Origin of the sequence: Pseudomonas fragi (assembly GCF_900105835.1) — a bacterium.
GTDB classification, from domain to species: domain Bacteria; phylum Pseudomonadota; class Gammaproteobacteria; order Pseudomonadales; family Pseudomonadaceae; genus Aquipseudomonas; species Aquipseudomonas fragi.
This window is the reverse complement of record NZ_LT629783.1, coordinates 2,955,974-2,972,961: the sequence shown is the minus strand read 5'-3', so window position 1 is coordinate 2,972,961 and position 16,988 is coordinate 2,955,974. Positions and strand designations below refer to the sequence as shown.

The 16,988-nt window shown below is 60.2% G+C and carries 14 protein-coding genes, 1 tRNA gene and 1 pseudogene; 6 read left to right on the top strand and 10 right to left on the bottom strand.

Features of this window, described 5'->3' with window-relative positions; all coding sequences use genetic code 11:
• Positions 1-3: 3 nt before the first annotated feature.
• Positions 4-777: an ABC transporter ATP-binding protein gene (locus BLU25_RS13500; RefSeq protein WP_016783094.1), complete on the bottom strand. Its 774-nt coding sequence runs from the start codon at positions 775-777 to the stop codon at positions 4-6.
• Positions 778-1,320: 543 nt separating this feature from the next.
• Between BLU25_RS13500 and gabP the strand changes: the two genes are divergently transcribed.
• From gabP to gltS, 4 genes are all read left to right on the top strand, one after another.
• Positions 1,321-2,712, top strand: coding sequence for a GABA permease (gene gabP / locus BLU25_RS13495; RefSeq protein ID WP_016783095.1), 1,392 nt, complete (start codon positions 1,321-1,323; stop codon positions 2,710-2,712).
• A 193-nt stretch (positions 2,713-2,905) separates the two neighbouring features.
• Complete coding sequence (locus BLU25_RS13490; protein ID WP_016783096.1) at positions 2,906-3,631, top strand: IclR family transcriptional regulator; 726 nt, start codon at positions 2,906-2,908, stop codon at positions 3,629-3,631.
• A gap of 20 nt (positions 3,632-3,651) precedes the next feature.
• Positions 3,652-4,590, top strand: a complete 939-nt coding sequence (gene hutG / locus BLU25_RS13485; protein WP_016783097.1) for a formimidoylglutamase — start codon at positions 3,652-3,654, stop codon at positions 4,588-4,590.
• 57 nt (positions 4,591-4,647) lie between these two features.
• On the top strand, positions 4,648-5,856 hold the full coding sequence (gene gltS / locus BLU25_RS13480; RefSeq protein WP_016783098.1) for a sodium/glutamate symporter: 1,209 nt from the start codon (positions 4,648-4,650) through the stop codon (positions 5,854-5,856).
• 97 nt (positions 5,857-5,953) lie between these two features.
• Here the strand turns inward: gltS and BLU25_RS13475 are convergent, their stop codons facing one another.
• The 3 genes and pseudogenes from BLU25_RS13475 to BLU25_RS13465 all read right to left on the bottom strand — a co-directional run.
• Entirely contained in the window at positions 5,954-8,191 is a 2,238-nt protein-coding gene (locus BLU25_RS13475) for an ATP-binding protein (RefSeq protein ID WP_016783099.1), read from the bottom strand.
• Positions 8,188-8,793 (bottom strand): biliverdin-producing heme oxygenase, encoded by a 606-nt coding sequence (locus tag BLU25_RS13470; protein WP_016783100.1) that lies wholly within the window; start codon positions 8,791-8,793, stop codon positions 8,188-8,190. The genes BLU25_RS13475 and BLU25_RS13470 overlap by 4 nt, the downstream gene beginning before the upstream one ends.
• Before the next feature lie 124 nt (positions 8,794-8,917).
• Positions 8,918-9,205: pseudogene (locus BLU25_RS13465) on the bottom strand (DUF1016 N-terminal domain-containing protein); the annotation flags it as partial.
• 128 nt (positions 9,206-9,333) lie between these two features.
• On the opposite strand from BLU25_RS13465, the gene BLU25_RS13460 reads away from it, so the two are divergent.
• On the top strand, positions 9,334-9,579 hold the full coding sequence (locus BLU25_RS13460) for a DUF1272 domain-containing protein (protein ID WP_081481089.1): 246 nt from the start codon (positions 9,334-9,336) through the stop codon (positions 9,577-9,579).
• 148 nt (positions 9,580-9,727) lie between these two features.
• Here the strand turns inward: BLU25_RS13460 and BLU25_RS13455 are convergent, their stop codons facing one another.
• The 6 genes from BLU25_RS13455 to BLU25_RS13430 form a co-directional block, all read right to left on the bottom strand.
• A complete protein-coding gene (locus BLU25_RS13455; RefSeq protein ID WP_029611682.1) occupies positions 9,728-10,588 on the bottom strand; it encodes an alpha/beta hydrolase family protein in 861 nt (286 codons plus the stop codon).
• A gap of 59 nt (positions 10,589-10,647) precedes the next feature.
• Positions 10,648-11,118, bottom strand: coding sequence for a hypothetical protein (locus BLU25_RS13450; RefSeq protein ID WP_016783103.1), 471 nt, complete (start codon positions 11,116-11,118; stop codon positions 10,648-10,650).
• A 164-nt stretch (positions 11,119-11,282) separates the two neighbouring features.
• A tRNA-Phe gene (locus tag BLU25_RS13445) sits at positions 11,283-11,358 on the bottom strand.
• A 104-nt stretch (positions 11,359-11,462) separates the two neighbouring features.
• Positions 11,463-11,735, bottom strand: a complete 273-nt coding sequence (locus BLU25_RS13440) for an oxidative damage protection protein (protein ID WP_016783104.1) — start codon at positions 11,733-11,735, stop codon at positions 11,463-11,465.
• Positions 11,732-12,799, bottom strand: a complete 1,068-nt coding sequence (mutY, locus tag BLU25_RS13435) for an A/G-specific adenine glycosylase (protein WP_016783105.1) — start codon at positions 12,797-12,799, stop codon at positions 11,732-11,734. The genes BLU25_RS13440 and mutY overlap by 4 nt, the downstream gene beginning before the upstream one ends.
• Positions 12,796-15,006 carry an AsmA family protein gene (locus BLU25_RS13430; protein WP_083369681.1) on the bottom strand — a complete coding sequence of 737 codons (2,211 nt, stop codon included), beginning with the start codon at positions 15,004-15,006 and terminating at the stop codon, positions 12,796-12,798. The genes mutY and BLU25_RS13430 overlap by 4 nt, the downstream gene beginning before the upstream one ends.
• A 291-nt stretch (positions 15,007-15,297) precedes the next feature.
• On the opposite strand from BLU25_RS13430, the gene BLU25_RS13425 reads away from it, so the two are divergent.
• Positions 15,298-16,959 (top strand): OFA family MFS transporter, encoded by a 1,662-nt coding sequence (locus BLU25_RS13425; protein ID WP_016783107.1) that lies wholly within the window; start codon positions 15,298-15,300, stop codon positions 16,957-16,959.
• Positions 16,960-16,988 lie beyond the last annotated feature (29 nt).

Sequence of the window (16,988 nt, the reverse complement as noted above, 5' to 3'; positions counted from 1 at the left end):
CCGTTAGCGGTTGCTGGACATGAATTGTTTACAGCGCGCCGAAACCGGGTTGTCGAACACCTGTTCTGGCGACCCTTGCTCTTCGATCAGGCCCTGGTGCAAAAACACTACTTCGGTGGACACCTGGCGGGCAAAGCCCATCTCGTGGGTGACCAGCAGCATAGTGCGACCTTCTTCGGCGAGCGCGCGGATCACACTAAGTACTTCTTGAACCATTTCCGGGTCAAGTGCCGATGTCGGTTCATCGAACAGAATGACTTTGGGCTGCATGGCCAGGGTGCGGGCAATCGCTGCGCGTTGCTGCTGGCCGCCGGACAATTCAGAGGGGTAGGCATGGCGTTTTTCGCCAATGCCGACCTTGGCCAGCAACGCTTCAGCCACTTCGATGGCCTCGGCCTTGCTTTGCCCCAGCACGCGACGTGGCGCCTCGATAATGTTGTCGAGGATGGTCATGTGCGGCCACAGGTTAAAGTTTTGAAACACAAAACCCAGTTCGCTGCGCATGCGGTTGATCTGCTTGCCGTCGGCCGCGATCAGTTCGCCATTTTTGGCTTTCTTGAGTTTGAGCTCTTCACCGGCGACCACGATCTGCCCCTCGTGGGGGTTCTCGAGCAGGTTGATGCAGCGCAGCAGAGTGGACTTGCCGGAACCGGAAGAACCCAGGATCGAGATCACGTCGCCGTCGCGTGCGGTCAGCGAGATACCCTTGAGTACCTCAAGCTCGCCGTAGCGTTTGTGCAAGTTGCGGATTTCAAGCGCGGGCGTGGCCAAAGCCATGTGCGTTCCTCATTGTGTTCGGGTGCGATCCTGCTGTTGGGCGGCCTTCCTGGCGCAGGCCAAGCTAGCATAGGGTTGCAGAGGCAACCAGCCGCCCTGAAGACACAAAAGGCGTGGGGGTGGCAGTTTGTCGCATCGCTACAGCAGAGTGTCGCGCCGACAACAACCGACCCTGTATTTCGCCGTTCGGCCAGACAGGTGTCGCTTAAAAAAGGTCGCGATGTTGCCAGCTTTGGCCCGGTGTTGGAAGCGCGAACCTACTAAAGGTTAAAGATGTGCACTGCTTTTGGGCCATATGGGCGGTTTTGGGTATTTTTGGTGCGCCGACAGCCGCGTAACTGAGTGTTTCGGTAACGAATGGGCGAAAAGCCATTAGCCTCAATGGCTTGCAACGTCTGTTGCAAATCGTTGCAGCCCGCGCAAACCGTGCATTTGTCACATTCTGGCTCACTTATTGCGTCAAGGATTCTAAACGCCCCGTTGGTTACTTTTTACGAAGGTCAACGCGGGTGCTCGGAATGGCTTCAATGAAAGGTAGTCCCAATGAGCAATACGCAATCCTCTAGCGGCCTGGAACAAGGGCTCAAACCACGGCATGTGACCATGCTGTCGATTGCCGGTGTTATCGGCGCCGGTTTGTTTGTCGGTTCCGGACACGCGATTGCCCAGGCGGGCCCCGCTGTGCTGCTGGCCTATGCCGCAGCAGGCACGCTGGTTGTACTGGTGATGCGCATGCTGGCCGAAATGGCCGTTGCCTCGCCGGACACCGGTTCGTTCTCCACTTACGCCGACCGTGCCATCGGGCACTGGGCCGGTTTTACCATTGGCTGGCTGTACTGGTGGTTCTGGGTCCTGGTGATCCCGCTGGAAGCTGTCGCCGCAGGTACCATCCTGCATGCGTGGTTCCCGGGCACGGCGATCTGGGTGTTTACCCTGGTCATCACCCTGTTGCTGACCGCCACCAACCTGTTTAGCGTCAAGAACTACGGCGAGTTCGAGTTCTGGTTTGCGCTGGTCAAGGTGCTGGCGATTATCGGCTTTATCATTTTGGGTCTGCTGGCCATTTTCGGCTATCTGCCTACCAGCCAGGTCAGCGGTGTCGCGCATCTGTCCGATACCATCGGCTTTATGCCCAATGGCATGGGCGCCGTTCTGGCTGCCATGCTGACCACCATGTTCTCGTTCATGGGCACTGAAATCGTCACCATCGCGGCGGCGGAATCCAAAGACCCGAGCAAGCAGATCACCAAGGCCACCAACTCGGTGATCTGGCGTATTGGCTTGTTCTATCTGGTGTCGATTTTCATCGTTGTGGCCCTGGTGCCGTGGAACGACCCGAGCCTGGCGCAGTTGGGTTCCTACCAGACCGTGCTTGATCGCATGGGCATCCCGAATGCCAAGCTGATCGTGGATATCGTGGTACTGATTGCCGTCACCAGTTGCCTGAACTCGGCGCTCTACACCTCTTCGCGCATGCTCTACTCCCTGAGCAAACGTGGTGATGCACCGGCCGCGGCCAAGCGCACCAACGCTGCGGGCACGCCTTACTGGGCGGTGATGATGTCCACGGGCGCAGCCTTTGTAGCGGTATTCGCCAACTACGTGGCTCCGGCAGCCGTGTTCGAGTTCCTGCTGGCCAGCTCTGGTGCCATTGCATTGCTGGTGTATCTGGTGATTGCCGTGTCGCAACTGCGCATGCGCCAGAAGCGCACGGCTCTGGGCGAGAATATTTCGTTCAAGATGTGGCTGTTCCCGGGCCTGACCTATGCAGTAATCGTCTTTATCGTGGCTATTCTGACGGTCATGCTGTTCCAGGAAGCGCATCGCGTTGAAATCATGGCTACCGGTTTGCTAAGCATTCTGGTGGTGGTGGCAGGCCTGCTGGTGGCACGCCGTCGTCGCATTGAGAAGTTGGGGGCACCGGTACTCAACTGAGGCCAGGACGGTTCTCGCGGTTGAATACCCAGAAAAACCGTCATCCTTCGGGATGGCGGTTTTTTTGTGCCTGTAAGGTGGTCATTTTGCGACCGCTGATCACTATCTGGCGGTTTTTTCCCATTCAGTGGGAATCGAATTTCAGCTAATGGGAAACACCGTGCACCATGCAGGCAAGAGCATGGGGCCGACAATGAACTACAACACGCCAACTGATCGCTTGCTGCAAATCCTCGTCAGTCTGGGGCAATCCGCTGAGGCGATCTCCGCCAAGGCGCTTTCCGAGCAACTGGGGCAGCCGCTGAGCAGCACCTATCGCCACCTCAACACGCTGTTGCGCTGGGGCCTGGCCGAAGAGAACGGCCAGGGCCGCTATCTGCCAGGGCCTGCCTGTTTGCAGCTGGCGAAAAAATTCGACCGCGAAGCGGTGCTGGTGACGCTGGCCAAACCTGAACTCAAGCGTCTGGCCGAGCAAAGCCAGGAGAGCGTGGCCTTGATGGTGCCGAGCAACGGTCAGGCGATTTGCATTGAGCTGGTCGACAGCCCGCAACCCCTGCGCTGCTGTTACCAGAAAGGGCTGGCCCAGCCGCTGTTGGTCGGCGCTTCTGCGCGGGTGCTGCTGGCGTATATGGATGAGGCGCAAAGCGTGTCGGCGCTTCTGGCGCAAGGCGTCGAGCCTGAAGAAGTTGCCACCTATCAGCGCAGCTTTGCCCAGATCCGCGCTGCCGGTTATGCCGTGAGTGTGAGTGAGATCGACGACGGTATTTGGGGTATCAGCGCGCCGCTGCTCGACAGCCGCAATCGCCTGCAAGGCGCCATCAGCCTCATGGCCCCGGCCACCCGGGCACACACCCGCAGTGAACGCCTGATCCGCTGGACCCAGGACGTAGCCCTGCGCCTGAGCGCCCGGCTCGACTGAATTTGACTGGAGTTTCAAACATGACGGTTGTACCCGACATGTCCTTGTGGACAGGCCGTATTGATGCCGCTGAAGGGCAGGGCGCGTTGCGCTGGCATCAATGGGTCAAGCCTGTGGCCGATGGCCTGCCAGCGGGGGCTGCATTGATTGGTTTGGCCTGCGATGAAGGGGTCAGGCGCAATCAGGGCCGTACCGGCGCACGCAAGGGGCCGCAGGCTTTGCGCAAGGCCTTGGCCAACCTGGCATGGCACGGTCACGCGCCGCTGTACGATGCCGGTGATGTGAGCTGCGCGGGCGAGGATCTGGAGGGGGCACAGCAAGGCTATGGCGAACAGGTCAGCCATTTGCTCGACCAGGGGCATTTGCCATTGGGCCTGGGTGGCGGGCACGAAATCGCCTTTGCCAGCTTCAGTGGTCTGCTCGATCACTTGCGCCGCAAACACCCGCAGCCACGGATCGGTATTCTCAATTTCGATGCGCATTTCGATTTGCGCCACGCCGAACAAAGCAGCTCAGGCACACCCTTCCGGCAGATTGCCGAGGCTTGCCAGCGTTTCGACATGCCGTTCACTTATTGCTGCCTGGGTGTCAGCCAGTTGAACAATACCCAGGCCCTGTTTGCACAGGCCGAACGCCTGAATGTGCGTTACCGCCTCGACCGGCAAATGAACAGCTGGGACATCCGCGCCTGCGAAGCGTTGATCGATGATTTCCTGCAAGACGTCGATCACCTCTACATGACCCTTTGCCTCGATGTCCTGCCCGCCAGCCAGGCACCCGGCGTCAGTGCGCCGTCTGCCCACGGGGTGGACATGCAGATCGTCGAGCATCTGGTGCGCCACGCCAAAGCCAGCGGCAAATTGCGCATGGCCGACATCGCCGAGCTCAACCCGAGCCTGGACATCGATAACCGAACCGCCCGCATTGGTGCGCGTCTGCTCGCCAGCCTGATTGATTAAGTTTTACGCAAATCCCTGAAACCGCTTGTTGAATCATAAGAAAAAGAGAAATTCGCCATGCTGACATTCGAACTGGATGCGCTGAGCACCCTTGCTCTCGCGTTACTCCTGCTGGGCCTGGGTGCCCAACTGAAAAAGCGCAGCTACTGGCTGCGTCAATTGTGTGTCCCTGCACCGGTCATCGGTGGTTTCGGGTTTGCCTTGGTGATCTGGTTATTACGTGATCAGCAACTGCTCAACCTGACCCTCGACACCAGCCTGCAAACCCCGCTGATGGTGGCGTTCTTCACCACCGTAGGTTTGGGCGGCAGCCTGGGGTTGTTGCGCAAGGGCGGCAAGCTGCTGTTTATCTACCTGGGCGCGTGCTGGGGCCTGGCGCTGGTGCAAAACGTGGTGGGGGTGAGTGTGGCCAAGCTGCTGGGCATCGACCCGTTGCTGGGGATCATGGCCGGGGCGGTGTCACTGGAGGGCGGTTTTGGTGCGGCGGCAGCCTTTGGACCGATTGCTGAAAACCTGGGGGCGGTCGGGGCTACGACTGCCGCGCTGGCCGCTGCAACCTTTGGCATGGTGGCTGGTGGTTTGCTGGGCAGCCCGCTGGCGCGCTGGCTGATCGAGCGCAACAAGCTGGTGGTCAAGGCCGAAGCCGCGGGCAGCCTCAAGGCGTTCGAAGAGGTGGTCCACACCCCTGTGGCCGCGCTGGATGCCGCAACCCTGCTGCGTTTGTTGACCTGTATTGTGGTGATCATGGTGCTGGGGTTCTGGCTGGGCTCCAGCTTGCAGCAGCATCTGGGTATCGTGTTGCCGAGCTATGTGGGGGCCATGTTCGTCGCGATCATCCTGCGCAACCTCAATGACCGGGCCCAGGTGATCGAGGTGCCTGACCATGCCGTCAGCACGATCGGCGATGTGTGCCTGGGCATGTTCCTGACCATGGCCATGATGAGCTTGAAGTTCTGGGAGCTGGAGAAGCTCGGCTTGCCGTTGCTGGTGATTCTGGTGGTGCAGGTGGTGATCATGATCCTGCTGTGCGTGTTCGTCCTGTTCCGCCTGTTTGGCCGCAACTACGACGCCGCGGTCTTGTGCGCGGGCTTCATGGGGCACGGGCTGGGCGCGACGCCCAATGCCGTGGCCAATATGGGGGCCATCTGCGATCACTATAAAGTCTTCTCGTACAAGGCCTTTATCATCGTGCCGCTGTGTGGGGCGGTGCTGATCGATATCGTGGCGATCCCGATGATCACCTGGTTTATCAACGCCTTCAGCTGATGGGGTGGATGTAAAACGGCCGCTCTCCCGTCAAGGAGGCGGCCGTTTTTATGCAGCATTCAAATGTGATAGCTGCAGGGCATTGCGCTGTTAACCATCAGACCATTCTTGGGACCGTGAAGCGAAACTCGCTGCCTTCTCCCGGTGTGCTTTCGGCCAGTAACTGGCCGCCGTGGGCCTTGATAATGCCCTGGGAGATATACAGCCCCAGGCCCGTGCCCAGTGCGTTGCCTTCCTTTGCCGTCCAGTAGCGGTCGAAGATATATGGCAACTGCTCGGGGGCAATGCCCTTGCCCGAATCCCGCACGCTGAACACGATATCGTCCCCGTTGGACATGGCCGCCACACCGATTTTGCCCTGTGCGGGGGTGAATTTGATCGCGTTGCCGATCAGGTTGGACAGCACCTGGAACAGCCGCTCGGGGTCGGCGTTGATTTTCAGATCGGGCTCGGCGTGAAAGGTCAGCTCCACGGCCTTGTCCAGCGCCAGCGGCGCAAGCAACGACAAGGCCTCTTCAAAAATCTGGCTAACATCCAGCGGCTGCGGGCTGATGGTGTAGCGCCCGGCTTCGATTTTCGAGGTGTCGAGCAAGTCGTCGAGCAGCACGCTCATGCGACTGCTGGCCTGTTGCATGGTGTCGATGGCCGAGGTGATGCGCCGCGACGTATGAGGGCCGTCGCTACTGAAGGCCTTTTGCATCATGCCGCAGAGCATCGAAATAATGGTCATGGGGTTGCGCAGGTCGTGGGAGACCACTGCCACCAGTTCATCCCGTGCGCGCACGGCCTGTTGCTCGCGCAGCACCTGGCGCGACAGGTCGTTTTCCAGGGCCGAGCGGCGCAGGTCATTGGCAGCAAACAGATCGCCGTGGCTCCACTTGGTCGAGATGCCGTCCATCTCGACTTTCCAGATTTCGAACGAGGTGCGCGGGCTCAGGCGCAGGCCGTTGCTGCCGGCTTCCAGGTTCAGCGGCTTGTTGGGATCGCCGCTCCACTGGATGCTTTCCTTGACCTCACTGCGAAACCACAGCACGGCGTTGTCCACGGGCTTGGGCAGGGTCATGGCCAACAAGCCGCTGGCGATGTCCTTGTACTGCGCCGCCGGGGCATGCAGGGCGCTGAGGTTATGGCTGGAGAACACCGGCTGGGCGCTGTCCTTGAACCATTGGTACAGCTCACGGGTGGCTTCGGGGGACGGGCACTGGCCATAACGGTGCAGCACCTTGTCCTCAATAATCGCCACACCGCTGGCGCCGGTCAGTGCCATCAAGGCTTCGGGCATTTGCGCCAGGCCATCAAACACGGCTTCGGTGCTGTGCACCATGGCCGCGTTGAGGCGCACCAGGGCATCCATCTTGGCTTCGCGCTGACGGCTGATTTCCAGGGTTTGCAGGGCGCTGATCTGCAGGGATAGCACCTGGCCGATGGTCTGGCAGGCCATGCGCAGTTCATGGGGTACATGCAGCGTCTGGCGATGCCCGCAACTGATCAGGCCCCACAGGCGCTCGCCGTCCATCAACGAAATGCTCATGGACGACAGCACGCCCATGTTCTTCATGTACTGGCAGTGAATCGGCGAAACGCTGCGCAACACGGCCCCGCTCAGGTCCAGTGCTTCGCCGGTGTCCGGGCGCAATGTGGGAATCAGCGGCACGGGCTGGTAATCGGCGTTCGGAATAATGCGCAACCAGTGGGTGCGGTACAACTCGCGGGCTTGCTCCGGGATGTCGGAGGCAGGGAAAAACATGCCGTTGAACAACTCCATCGCGGGCGAAGAAGCTTCCGCGATGACCTGGCCGTGGCCTTCATCCTGAAAGCGGTAGATCAGAACGCGGTCGTAGCCCGTCAGCGCCTGGATCTCGCGTACGCAAATTTCATACAGTGCGGTGAGGGTCTTGGCCCCTTGCAGGCGTTGCAGCATGCGGCTCAGGTTGCGCACCTTGTTCATGGTGCTGTGGATTTGCGAAGCGTCGGGCTTGAGTTCCAGCTCCAGAACCAGAATGCCCTTGTCGCGGTGCAGCAGGCCTTCGTATTCACGCCCCAGCAGCGTCAGGGCCAAAGGCGGTGCATCGGCCAGGGTGGCGTAGACCGCGGCCTGCTGCACTGCGTTGGCGGCCTCGGAGCCGCTCAGCGCGGCCAGCGGCAGGCCCAGTAGCGATTCGGCACTGATGCCGAACATGGCCTGCACATTGGCGCTGACCTGCTGGATCTGCAGATCGGGCTCCGACAGTGTGACCAGCAGACCGTGGGGCTGAATTGCTCCGGGAAAGCGAATGGGTTCATCAGCACAATTGGCCAGCAAGCGTTCAAAAGCTTGAGGGTCCTGTGGATTCATAACAAAACCTCCTGACGTTCGAGCCAGTGCTCGAAACAGCTAAACGTAGAGCGGGCAGCCTGTACGGTTTCGCCTCGCGCTTGTGCATCGAGGGGCACGCTGCCCAGAAAATCCATAAACGCCTTCCACTGCCGGCCGGTCGCTTCGCCGTAGACGTAAAGAAAAGCGCAGCCGTTGTGCGCTTCCAGGCCCAGGCGTTCCGACATCTGCTTGCGCAGAATGTTACCGCCCAGGGTGGCGCCTTCCAGCACATACAGCACCCCCAGCATGGCGGCTTGACTGTGTATTGCGGGCAGGGTTTCGCACAGCGCAAGGGGTTGAACGCTTACACCCAGAGCCTGCAAGTCCTTACCCAGTGCGGGGGTCTTGAGCCGTTGCTGCAGGTCAAATCCGTCCACATGCCAGGGGCTGTGCAGCAGCCGGTTCTCCAGTTCGTGGTAGAACCCGTAATAGGCGCTTAGCAGCCGCGTATAGCGTTCAAGGTCGAGTGTGTCGCTGAAAAACGGCAGGCGTTTCTCAAGGGCTACATGACGTGTATGTGTGCCGGCGCGCAGCTCATGCAGAACGGCCGATACCGCTGATAAAGGTTGGTCTTGTGACATGCCTTGTAAGACGGCTCTCTGTGTGCGCGTGAAATCGGCGCTCATGACTGTAGGAGGTCATGGCAATAAAAAAGTGCAATTAATTTGCCACAAAACCGGGCAGAACGGCGGTTGGCATGGGTGTGCGGGTAGACCAGTTCAGCGTGGCGGCTTCGTTCATGTACCACTGGCGAGCATGCTCGCTTTCGACCCGTAGCAGGGTGCGGTAATGGGTCTAGCTCAATTCGGTACGCACTGCGTTCCAAATTGGAAATGCCTGATAAAACCCCCGCATGTTCCAGCAGGTTTGCACTTGCAGCGTATCCACCACGCGCAGGGCTTTTTGCCGGGCCTGGCGGATCAGTTCGCTCAAGGAGTTGAGCAGGGGGCTCAGAGCGGTGTTGGGTGTGTTCACGGGAAGCGGTAGGGTCATGGCAAGTGCCGCGCATTGACCAAAGGGGGCATTGAGAATGTCACTGCCATTTTGTATTGGCAGTTGGTTTTTTGCGGGAAGCGTCTTAAATGTAAAGATGAAAATTACCGATTCAATGTGAGGTGCTCATGCTCGAATTACGCCCCAATTGCGAATGCTGTGATTGCGATTTGCCGCCAGATTCAGCACAAGCGCGGATTTGTTCATTCGAGTGCACCTTTTGCGCGACGTGTTCCGAACAGCATTTGGGCGGGCTTTGCCCCAATTGTGGGGGCGAGCTGTTGGTGCGCCCGCGCAGGCCGGTGAGCAAGCTGGCGAATAATCCGCCGTCCAGTGAGCGAGTGTTCAAGCCTGAAGGCTGTACGGCGCGTTGATGGTTTGAGGTGGCGTCAGCCAGACCCATTTGTGGTGCCTGCATCGCGAGCAAGCCCGCTCCCACAATGGCCCTGCCGGCATCCCGTGTTATGAGCTTGGCAAAACCTGTGGGAGCGGGCTTGCTCGCGATAGGGGCGACGCGGTCTTTCAGGGGGTGCGGCTGAGTACCTGGCCTGGCACATCTGCGCTCAATTCCCCCTGCTGCAACCACTGCAAGGCAATCGGCCATAAGCTGCTCTGAAAGCGGCTATGGAAAAACGCGAAATGGCCGATGGCTGTTTCGCCAATATCCTGCGGCTTGATACGCAGATGCGTACGCGGGCTGGCGCTGAAGTAGCTCAGCAATCGGTCGATGGCCGCCACGGTGCCAAAAGGGTCGTCGCTGAAGCTGATGGCCAGGGTTCTGGCGCTAACGTCGGCAAAGGGCAGGGCAGCCAGGCTGCGTGCGCTGGGGAGTTGTTCGAAGCGCGTGCTGAAGGCACCCCAGTCCTTGACCACGCCGGCCGGGGTATCTTCAAGCCAACCCAGGCGCTTGCCGGGGAAGTAGCCGCACACACGGGTCAGCAACGGCATGACTCCGTGCCATTTGGCGAGCATCTGCCAGCGTTGTGCGGGCGCGTAGTCGCGCCAGTGGGCAAATTGCGCGCCCACTGTCACCAGATGGCGAATAGCTTGCCCGGACGCCGCCAGGCCCGCCGCGCAGCCGCCAAAGCTGTGGCCAACCACGTCGACCGGCTGGCCGGGGTATTCGCGCAGGGCGCGCTTGAGCATGGCGTCTGTGTCCAGTGCGCCCCAGTCTGACCAGGAGGCCGCAAAGCCGCGTAACGATCCGCGGCGTGAGGCACCGATGCCGCGGTAATCGAACAGCATCACATCCATGCCGTGGCTGAACAGGTATTCGGCAAACCGCGAGTAATACTGGCAACGCACCGAGGTGGCGGCGTTGATGATGACTACTGCCCGCGTGCTGTCCGGTGTGCGCTGACGCCATTCGAAACCGCCCAGCAGGTAACCGTCAGCAGCAGGCTCGGTGAACGCCCGGCTGACAGGTTCGAGCAGGGCTGCGGTCAGTGCACGCTCCGGGCGTTGCGCTCTGTCAGCAGGCGCGAAGCTTCGACGTAGGCTTTCTGGAATGCCGGGGTTTCGATCCAGGCCACGGCGCTGTCTTCATCGTCGCCATGCACGGCAATGCGGTATTCGATCAACAGGCCCATGAGGAAATCGGTGGCCGGTTCTTCTTCCTCTTCCGAGATCACCAGCTCCAGTACCGGGTATTGCAGGAACACCAGGCACAGGGTCTGCAGGTTGATGGCTTCGGCGGCCTTCATGGCCTGGAACAGGTCGTCGAAATCGGCCGGGTCGAAACCGTTGTCGAGGATGTCCTGGAAGTTGAAGGTGCTGAGGTCGATCTTCACATCATCGAACGGATTGTCGATCAGTGCCCCGGCCGATGCCTTGGCCGGTTTGCCCACGCGGTTCTGCTTGGCTTTGGTTTTGGCCCGCTGCGCGTTTTTTTGCTGCTTTTTTGGCGATGACATAAAGGTGTGTCCTTTGCAGGCTGATCAGAGGATTGAACCCCATCTCTTTGCAATCGCCAAGAGAGGTGGCGCCGCCGGGTATAAATTGCGGCCAAAAAAAAACCCGCACTAGGCGGGTTTTTCTGTGTTTTGGCGTGGTGTGAACACCACATCAAAACTGAATGTGGTGCCCAGAGACGGAATCGAACCGCCGACACGGGGATTTTCAATCCCCTGCTCTACCGACTGAGCTATCTGGGCAACGGGGCGCATTAGAAGCCTTTTTCGATAACCCGTCAAACACTTTTTTGAAAAATATTTAATTATTACCGTCGCTTACGGACCAAAGCCTTTAAAACCGGGGTTTATTCGGTTGGCGGAACGTAGCCTTCGGCCTGGGCGTATTCTTCGCCGCTGAAGAACTTGTCCATTTCGCCCTGCAAATATTTACGGTCTTCGGCGTTCATCATGTTCAAGCGCTTTTCGTTGATGAGCAGGGTCTGGTGTTTTTGCCAGTCAGCCCAGGCCTTGGCCGAAACGTGTTCAAAAATGTCCTGGCCTTTGGCACCCGGAAACGGAGCGCGCTCAAGGGCAGGCAGTTCTTCTTTGTACTTGCGGCAAATGATGGTGCGGGTCATGACGTCTCTCCAGCGTTCAATAGGTCGGCTGCGCGTTTGAGCAGCTTCTTGACCGGGGCGGCAAGGCCCAGGCGCGGCGGGGTGGCGAGGTTATACCAGAGCCAGTCGGCCTCGGCCACGTGATGGCCAGACTCGTTGACGTGGATCAGCCAGGGTTCGATGGCCAGTTGGAAATGGCTAAAGGTATGGGTCAGGCCGGGCAGTTCGTGTTGCGCGCCCAGGGCCAGGGAGTGTTGCAGGGCCAGATGCTCGATGTCTTGCAGGTCATCCAGCTCGGGCAGGCTCCACAGGCCGCCCCACAAACCGGTCGACGGACGGCGGTAAAGCAGGATCTCGCCCCGGGCATTGGCCAGCATCGGCATCAGCGTGCGCTTTTGCGGGATGGTCTTGCGCGGCTTGGGGATCGGGTAGCGGGTTTCCAGGCCCAACAAATGCGCTTCACAGCCGCTTTCCAGTGGGCACAGCAGGCAACTGGGCTTGCTGCGGGTGCAGAGCGTGGCGCCCATGTCCATCATCGCCTGGGTGTAGGCGTTGACACGGTCGTGGGGGGTGAAGCGCTCGGCAGTGGCCCACAGCTGTTTGGCCACCTTGGGTTCGCCCGGGTAGCCCTCCTGCGCCGTGTAGCGGGCCAGCACCCGCTTGACGTTGCCGTCCAGGATCGGCGCCCGCAGGCCCATGCTCAGGCTGGCAATTGCACCGGCTGTGGACAGGCCGATACCGGGCAGCTCGACCAGTTTCTCCACATCGCGGGGGAATTGGCCGCCATATTCGGCGACGACGATCTTGGCAGTCTTTTGCAAATTGCGCGCACGGGTGTAGTAGCCAAGGCCGGTCCACAGGTGCAGCACTTCGTCTTCCGGGGCGGCGGCCAGGGCCTCGACCGTCGGCAGTGAAGCCATGAACCGGTCGAAGTAGTTCAGCACGGTGCTGACCTGGGTTTGCTGCAACATGATTTCCGAGACCCACACCCGGTACGGGTTGATGCCCTGTTGCCAGGGCAGGTCGTGGCGGCCGTGGTGGTCATACCAGTCCAGTACCGCCGTTGAAAATTGCTCGTCTCTCATCGGTTGAACAGCCCCTTGAGGGCGTTTTTAAGTTCAGGGCTGACCCTGTCGCCAAGCTTTTCTTCAAGCTTGTCGGTGAGCTTGTTGCCCGCAACCTTGGCTGCGACCTTGCCCAGGCCTTCCTTGTCCAGACGGCAGGCCTTGGCCCCCAGTTCCAGCGGGCCGCGGCAGCGCAATGGCAGCTCGATGCCGACAAAGTTCTTGCCCACCTGGCACGCCGGGTCCGGCATGGCACGGGTGTCGCCTTCAATCACGATGCCCAGGCGGTAGTCCATGCCCAGCACGCGCAGGTCGATGTCGCCATCGCCTTTAACGCTCAGGCCGGGGATGCGCACGATCATGTCCGGGTTACTGGCTACGCCGTTACGGAACACCAGGCTGCCCTTGAGCTCCTTGAACGGGGTGTCTTTGCCCAAAGGGGCGCCGCTCAAGGTCTTGCGGTTAAGCACGGAGATGCCCTTACACAGCTGTTGCTCAAGGTTGGCATTGAGCAGCACGCCGTCATTGAGCACAAAACTGGCGGTGCCGTTGAGGCTGGAAATCAGCTCACTCTGGCTGTTGCCGCTGCCCGTGACGTTGCTGTTGAGGGTCAGCAGGCCGGTCACCGGTGGTTTTTGCCCCTGGCTTTGCAGGATTTTTTCTACCGGCACATTGGTGATGCGGGTCTGCAGTTTGACCACCGGCAGCATGGGTTGTACGTCCAGGCTGCCGTTGGCGGCAAAGCTGCCTTTGTAGAGGCTGCCGCTGAGGTTTTCGAGGGTCAGCACGCCTGCCTTGCTGCTGGCCTTGAGCGCGGCATTCTGGATCGGCAGTTTGCTCAGGGTCAGTTGACCAAAACTGATATCGGCATTCAGGTCGAGCGCCTTGAGGCGGGTGACCGGAATGATTTTGGCGGTGCTCCAGCCGCTTTTGGTCGGTGCGTCGGGCAGTGGCGTATCGCCCGATGCGGCCAGGGCGCCGGCTTCGCTGCCCTGTACTTCGGCCTTGCGCGCAACGCTGGCGCTGTTGGCTTCGGCCGATTTTGGCGGCATGTAGCGATCGGCATCGAAAGTGTCGCCCTTGAGCTGGATGCGCACGGCTTGTTTGGCGAAGTCGTCAATGGCGACAAGGCCGGTAAAGGTGCTGTCATCGACTTTCAGGTTCAGCTCGTCAAGGGTCACGCTGGTGGGCGTGCCCGACAGGCGGCTGACCAGCTCGACCTTGCTCAGGCTGCCCGGTGCCATCGCAGGTAGCGGGTGGCCAATGCTGTCGAGGAACCGCGCCAGGTCGAGTTGGGCAATCGACAGGCCGCCGCTGATTTGCGGTGTGGTGTCGAGGCTGTTGGCCTTGAGTTCACCGAGGGCGCGCAGCTGGTTGGCGGAGATCTTCAGGCCGCTCCATTCGGCGACGTTCGCTGCCAGATCAACCAGGATTTGCCCCTGCGCGGCGAACGTCATGGTTTTGCCCTGCAGCGGTTCACCCGAGGCTTCGCCCGTGACCTTCATGTCTTCAAACTGATAGCGCTTGAGCACGCGGTCAAAACGCAGCTTGCCGTCGACTTCAGTCTTGACTCGCATCACTGGCTGGTTGGTGCCCAGGAAGGCCGTCAGCTTGACCGGGATGCTGGTGGCTTCGTGAACCGGGCCGGTGCTCAACTGGATGCTCTCGGCGCTGAACTGCTTGCCGCTTTGCTCGTCGTTGTATTCAACCCGCGCGTTGTTCACGGTCAGGCTGTCGATATCGAGCTTGAGCGGCTGGCTGACGCTGTCAGGCTTGCTGGCCGCAGCGGGTTCGGTGCCGGCGGTTGGCGCGGTGGCGGCGGTGGCCGGTTTGCCGATGTCCTGCCAGTTACCGTGGCCGTCCTTGTCGCGGGTCAGGCGCAGGTTCAGGCCTTCGACGCGCACGTCGCTCATCTGCACTTCTTTGCGCAGCAGTGGCAGCACGCGCACGGACAGGCCGAGCATCTGCAGATCGGCAAAAGGCTGGGTTGGCGCCGCGAGGGTGGCGACGCTGGCGTCGTGCAGCTCCAGGCCAAGCCAGGGGAAGAGGCTCCAGCCGATGTCGCCATTGAGGGTCAGCTCAATGTGGGCTTTGTCACGGGCTATCTGGCGGATCTCGTCTTTATAGTCGTTGGGATCGAACAGATGGCTGAGGGCAAAACCCAGGGCCACGACGATCAGCAACAATCCGAGAAGCACCAGACCCAGGATTTTGCCGAACGCTTTCATGGGCGAGTCCTTGTAGGTCTGTGTGAAGGTAAGTTTTAAATTCAGCCGCAGAGTATAGCGCCACGCGCACGCTGACTGGGGGGTGGATAGTTGCGGATCAGTTGCTCGGCCAAAGACCACATCAGGTTAGGACCAGGCCTGCGCTCAAATGGTAATCTTCGTCTGTTTTTCGGGCCTTCTGCGGCGAAATGCCGCGTCTTTACCCAACAAAAACGGCTGTGTGCCCAAGGGCGCCAAAGTCAGGGGTCGAGTGTGTCCGGGGAATCACTTCATTACCTGGGGGAAATAACCATGACTAGCAGCAACGCTGCAGGCAGTCCTGCTCTACAGCCTGCGTTCCTGTCCAAGGAACGCATCATAGCCAAACCCGGCTTCAACCGCTGGCTGGTGCCGCCAGCTGCACTGGCCATCCATCTGTGCATCGGCATGGCGTATGGTTTTTCGGTGTTCTGGTTGCCGCTGTCCAAAGCCCTGGGCGTGACTGCGCCGGTGGCCTGCGCACCGGACATGGGTTTTATCGCGCAAGTGTTCTCGTCGCAATGCGACTGGCCGATTTCGATGCTCGGCTGGATCTACACCCTGTTTTTCATCTTCCTCGGTTGCTCTGCAGCCGTGTGGGGTGGCTGGCTTGAGCACGCCGGGCCGCGCAAGGCCGGTGTGGTGTCGGCGTTGTGCTGGTGCGGCGGCTTGCTGATTTCTGCATTGGGTATTTATACCCACCAGATCTGGTTGATGTGGCTGGGCTCGGGGGTTATCGGCGGTATTGGCCTGGGGCTGGGCTATATTTCGCCGGTTTCGACACTGATCAAGTGGTTCCCGGACAAGCGCGGCATGGCTACGGGCATGGCGATCATGGGCTTTGGTGGCGGGGCAATGGTGGGTGCGCCGCTGGCTGCAGCACTGATGAACCATTTTGCCGGGCCTGACGGTGTGGGCGTGTGGCAGAGCTTTGTGGCAATGGCGGCGATTTACTTCGTGTTCATGATCGGCGGCGCCTTGTCTTATCGCGTGCCACCAACCGGCTGGAAGCCTGAGGGCTGGAAGGCACCGGCAAAAAAAGCGTCTAACGCGATGATCACCCAGCGCCATGTACACGTCAGTGTGGCCTGGAAAACCCCCCAGTTTGCGCTGGTGTGGCTGGTGTTGTGCCTTAACGTTTCGGCCGGTATCGGCATCCTGGGCATGGCTTCGCCATTGTTGCAGGAAGTGTTCGCGGGCAAGTTGCTGGGCAATGACCTCACCTTCAGCCAGCTGGATGCCGCGCAATTGGCGCAGATCGCCGCGATTGCCGCGGGGTTCACCGGTTTGCTGAGCCTGTTCAACATTGGCGGGCGATTCTTCTGGGCGTCGTTCTCGGATTACCTGGGGCGAAAAAACACCTACTTTGTGTTCTTCGCACTGGGCTTTGCGCTGTACGCGATGATTCCGAACCTGGGCCATCTGGGCAACGTATCGCTGTTCGTGGCGGCGTTCTGCATCATCCTGTCGACGTACGGCGGCGGGTTTGCCACGGTGCCGGCGTATCTGGCCGACCTGTTCGGTACGCAAATGGTCGGCGCGATCCACGGTCGCCTGTTGACGGCCTGGGCCGCTGCGGGCGTGCTGGGGCCGGTGCTGGTCAACTACCTGCGCGAGTATCAGCTGAGCATCGGGGTAGAGCGTGCGGCGGCGTATGACATCACCTTGTACATCCTCGCCGGGCTGCTGGTGCTGGGCTTTATCTGCAACCTGCTGGTGCGCCCGGTGGCCGACAAATACTTTATGACCGACGCCGAACTGGCAGCCGAACAGGCGCTGGGGCACGACAAGGGCGCAGACGCCAGCACATCGCTGGAGTGGAAAGCCGCGCCGGGCAGCCGGCCATTGGTGATCGCCGCCTGGCTGGCCGTGGGCATTCCCTTGCTGTGGGGCGTGTGGGTAACGGTGCAGAAGACGGCGGTGTTGTTTCACTGATTGACGTGTTGAGTCTGCGCTGACGCCAT

Excerpts from the sequence above, each read along its gene's own strand:
- BLU25_RS13490 (WP_016783096.1), top strand. The coding sequence starts at position 2,906 with ATGAACTACAACACGCCAACTGATCGCTTGCTGCAAATCCTCGTCAGT.
- BLU25_RS13470 (WP_016783100.1), bottom strand. The coding sequence starts at position 8,793 with ATGTCACAAGACCAACCTTTATCAGCGGTATCGGCCGTTCTGCATGAG.
- mutY (WP_016783105.1), bottom strand. The coding sequence starts at position 12,799 with ATGAGAGACGAGCAATTTTCAACGGCGGTACTGGACTGGTATGACCAC.
- hutG (WP_016783097.1), top strand. The coding sequence starts at position 3,652 with ATGACGGTTGTACCCGACATGTCCTTGTGGACAGGCCGTATTGATGCC.
- BLU25_RS13475 (WP_016783099.1), bottom strand. The coding sequence starts at position 8,191 with ATGAATCCACAGGACCCTCAAGCTTTTGAACGCTTGCTGGCCAATTGT.
- gltS (WP_016783098.1), top strand. The coding sequence starts at position 4,648 with ATGCTGACATTCGAACTGGATGCGCTGAGCACCCTTGCTCTCGCGTTA.
- BLU25_RS13460 (WP_081481089.1), top strand. The coding sequence starts at position 9,334 with ATGCTCGAATTACGCCCCAATTGCGAATGCTGTGATTGCGATTTGCCG.
- BLU25_RS13500 (WP_016783094.1), bottom strand. The coding sequence starts at position 777 with ATGGCTTTGGCCACGCCCGCGCTTGAAATCCGCAACTTGCACAAACGC.
- gabP (WP_016783095.1), top strand. The coding sequence starts at position 1,321 with ATGAGCAATACGCAATCCTCTAGCGGCCTGGAACAAGGGCTCAAACCA.
- BLU25_RS13440 (WP_016783104.1), bottom strand. The coding sequence starts at position 11,735 with ATGACCCGCACCATCATTTGCCGCAAGTACAAAGAAGAACTGCCTGCC.
- BLU25_RS13450 (WP_016783103.1), bottom strand. The coding sequence starts at position 11,118 with ATGTCATCGCCAAAAAAGCAGCAAAAAAACGCGCAGCGGGCCAAAACC.
- BLU25_RS13425 (WP_016783107.1), top strand. The coding sequence starts at position 15,298 with ATGACTAGCAGCAACGCTGCAGGCAGTCCTGCTCTACAGCCTGCGTTC.
- BLU25_RS13430 (WP_083369681.1), bottom strand. The coding sequence starts at position 15,006 with ATGAAAGCGTTCGGCAAAATCCTGGGTCTGGTGCTTCTCGGATTGTTG.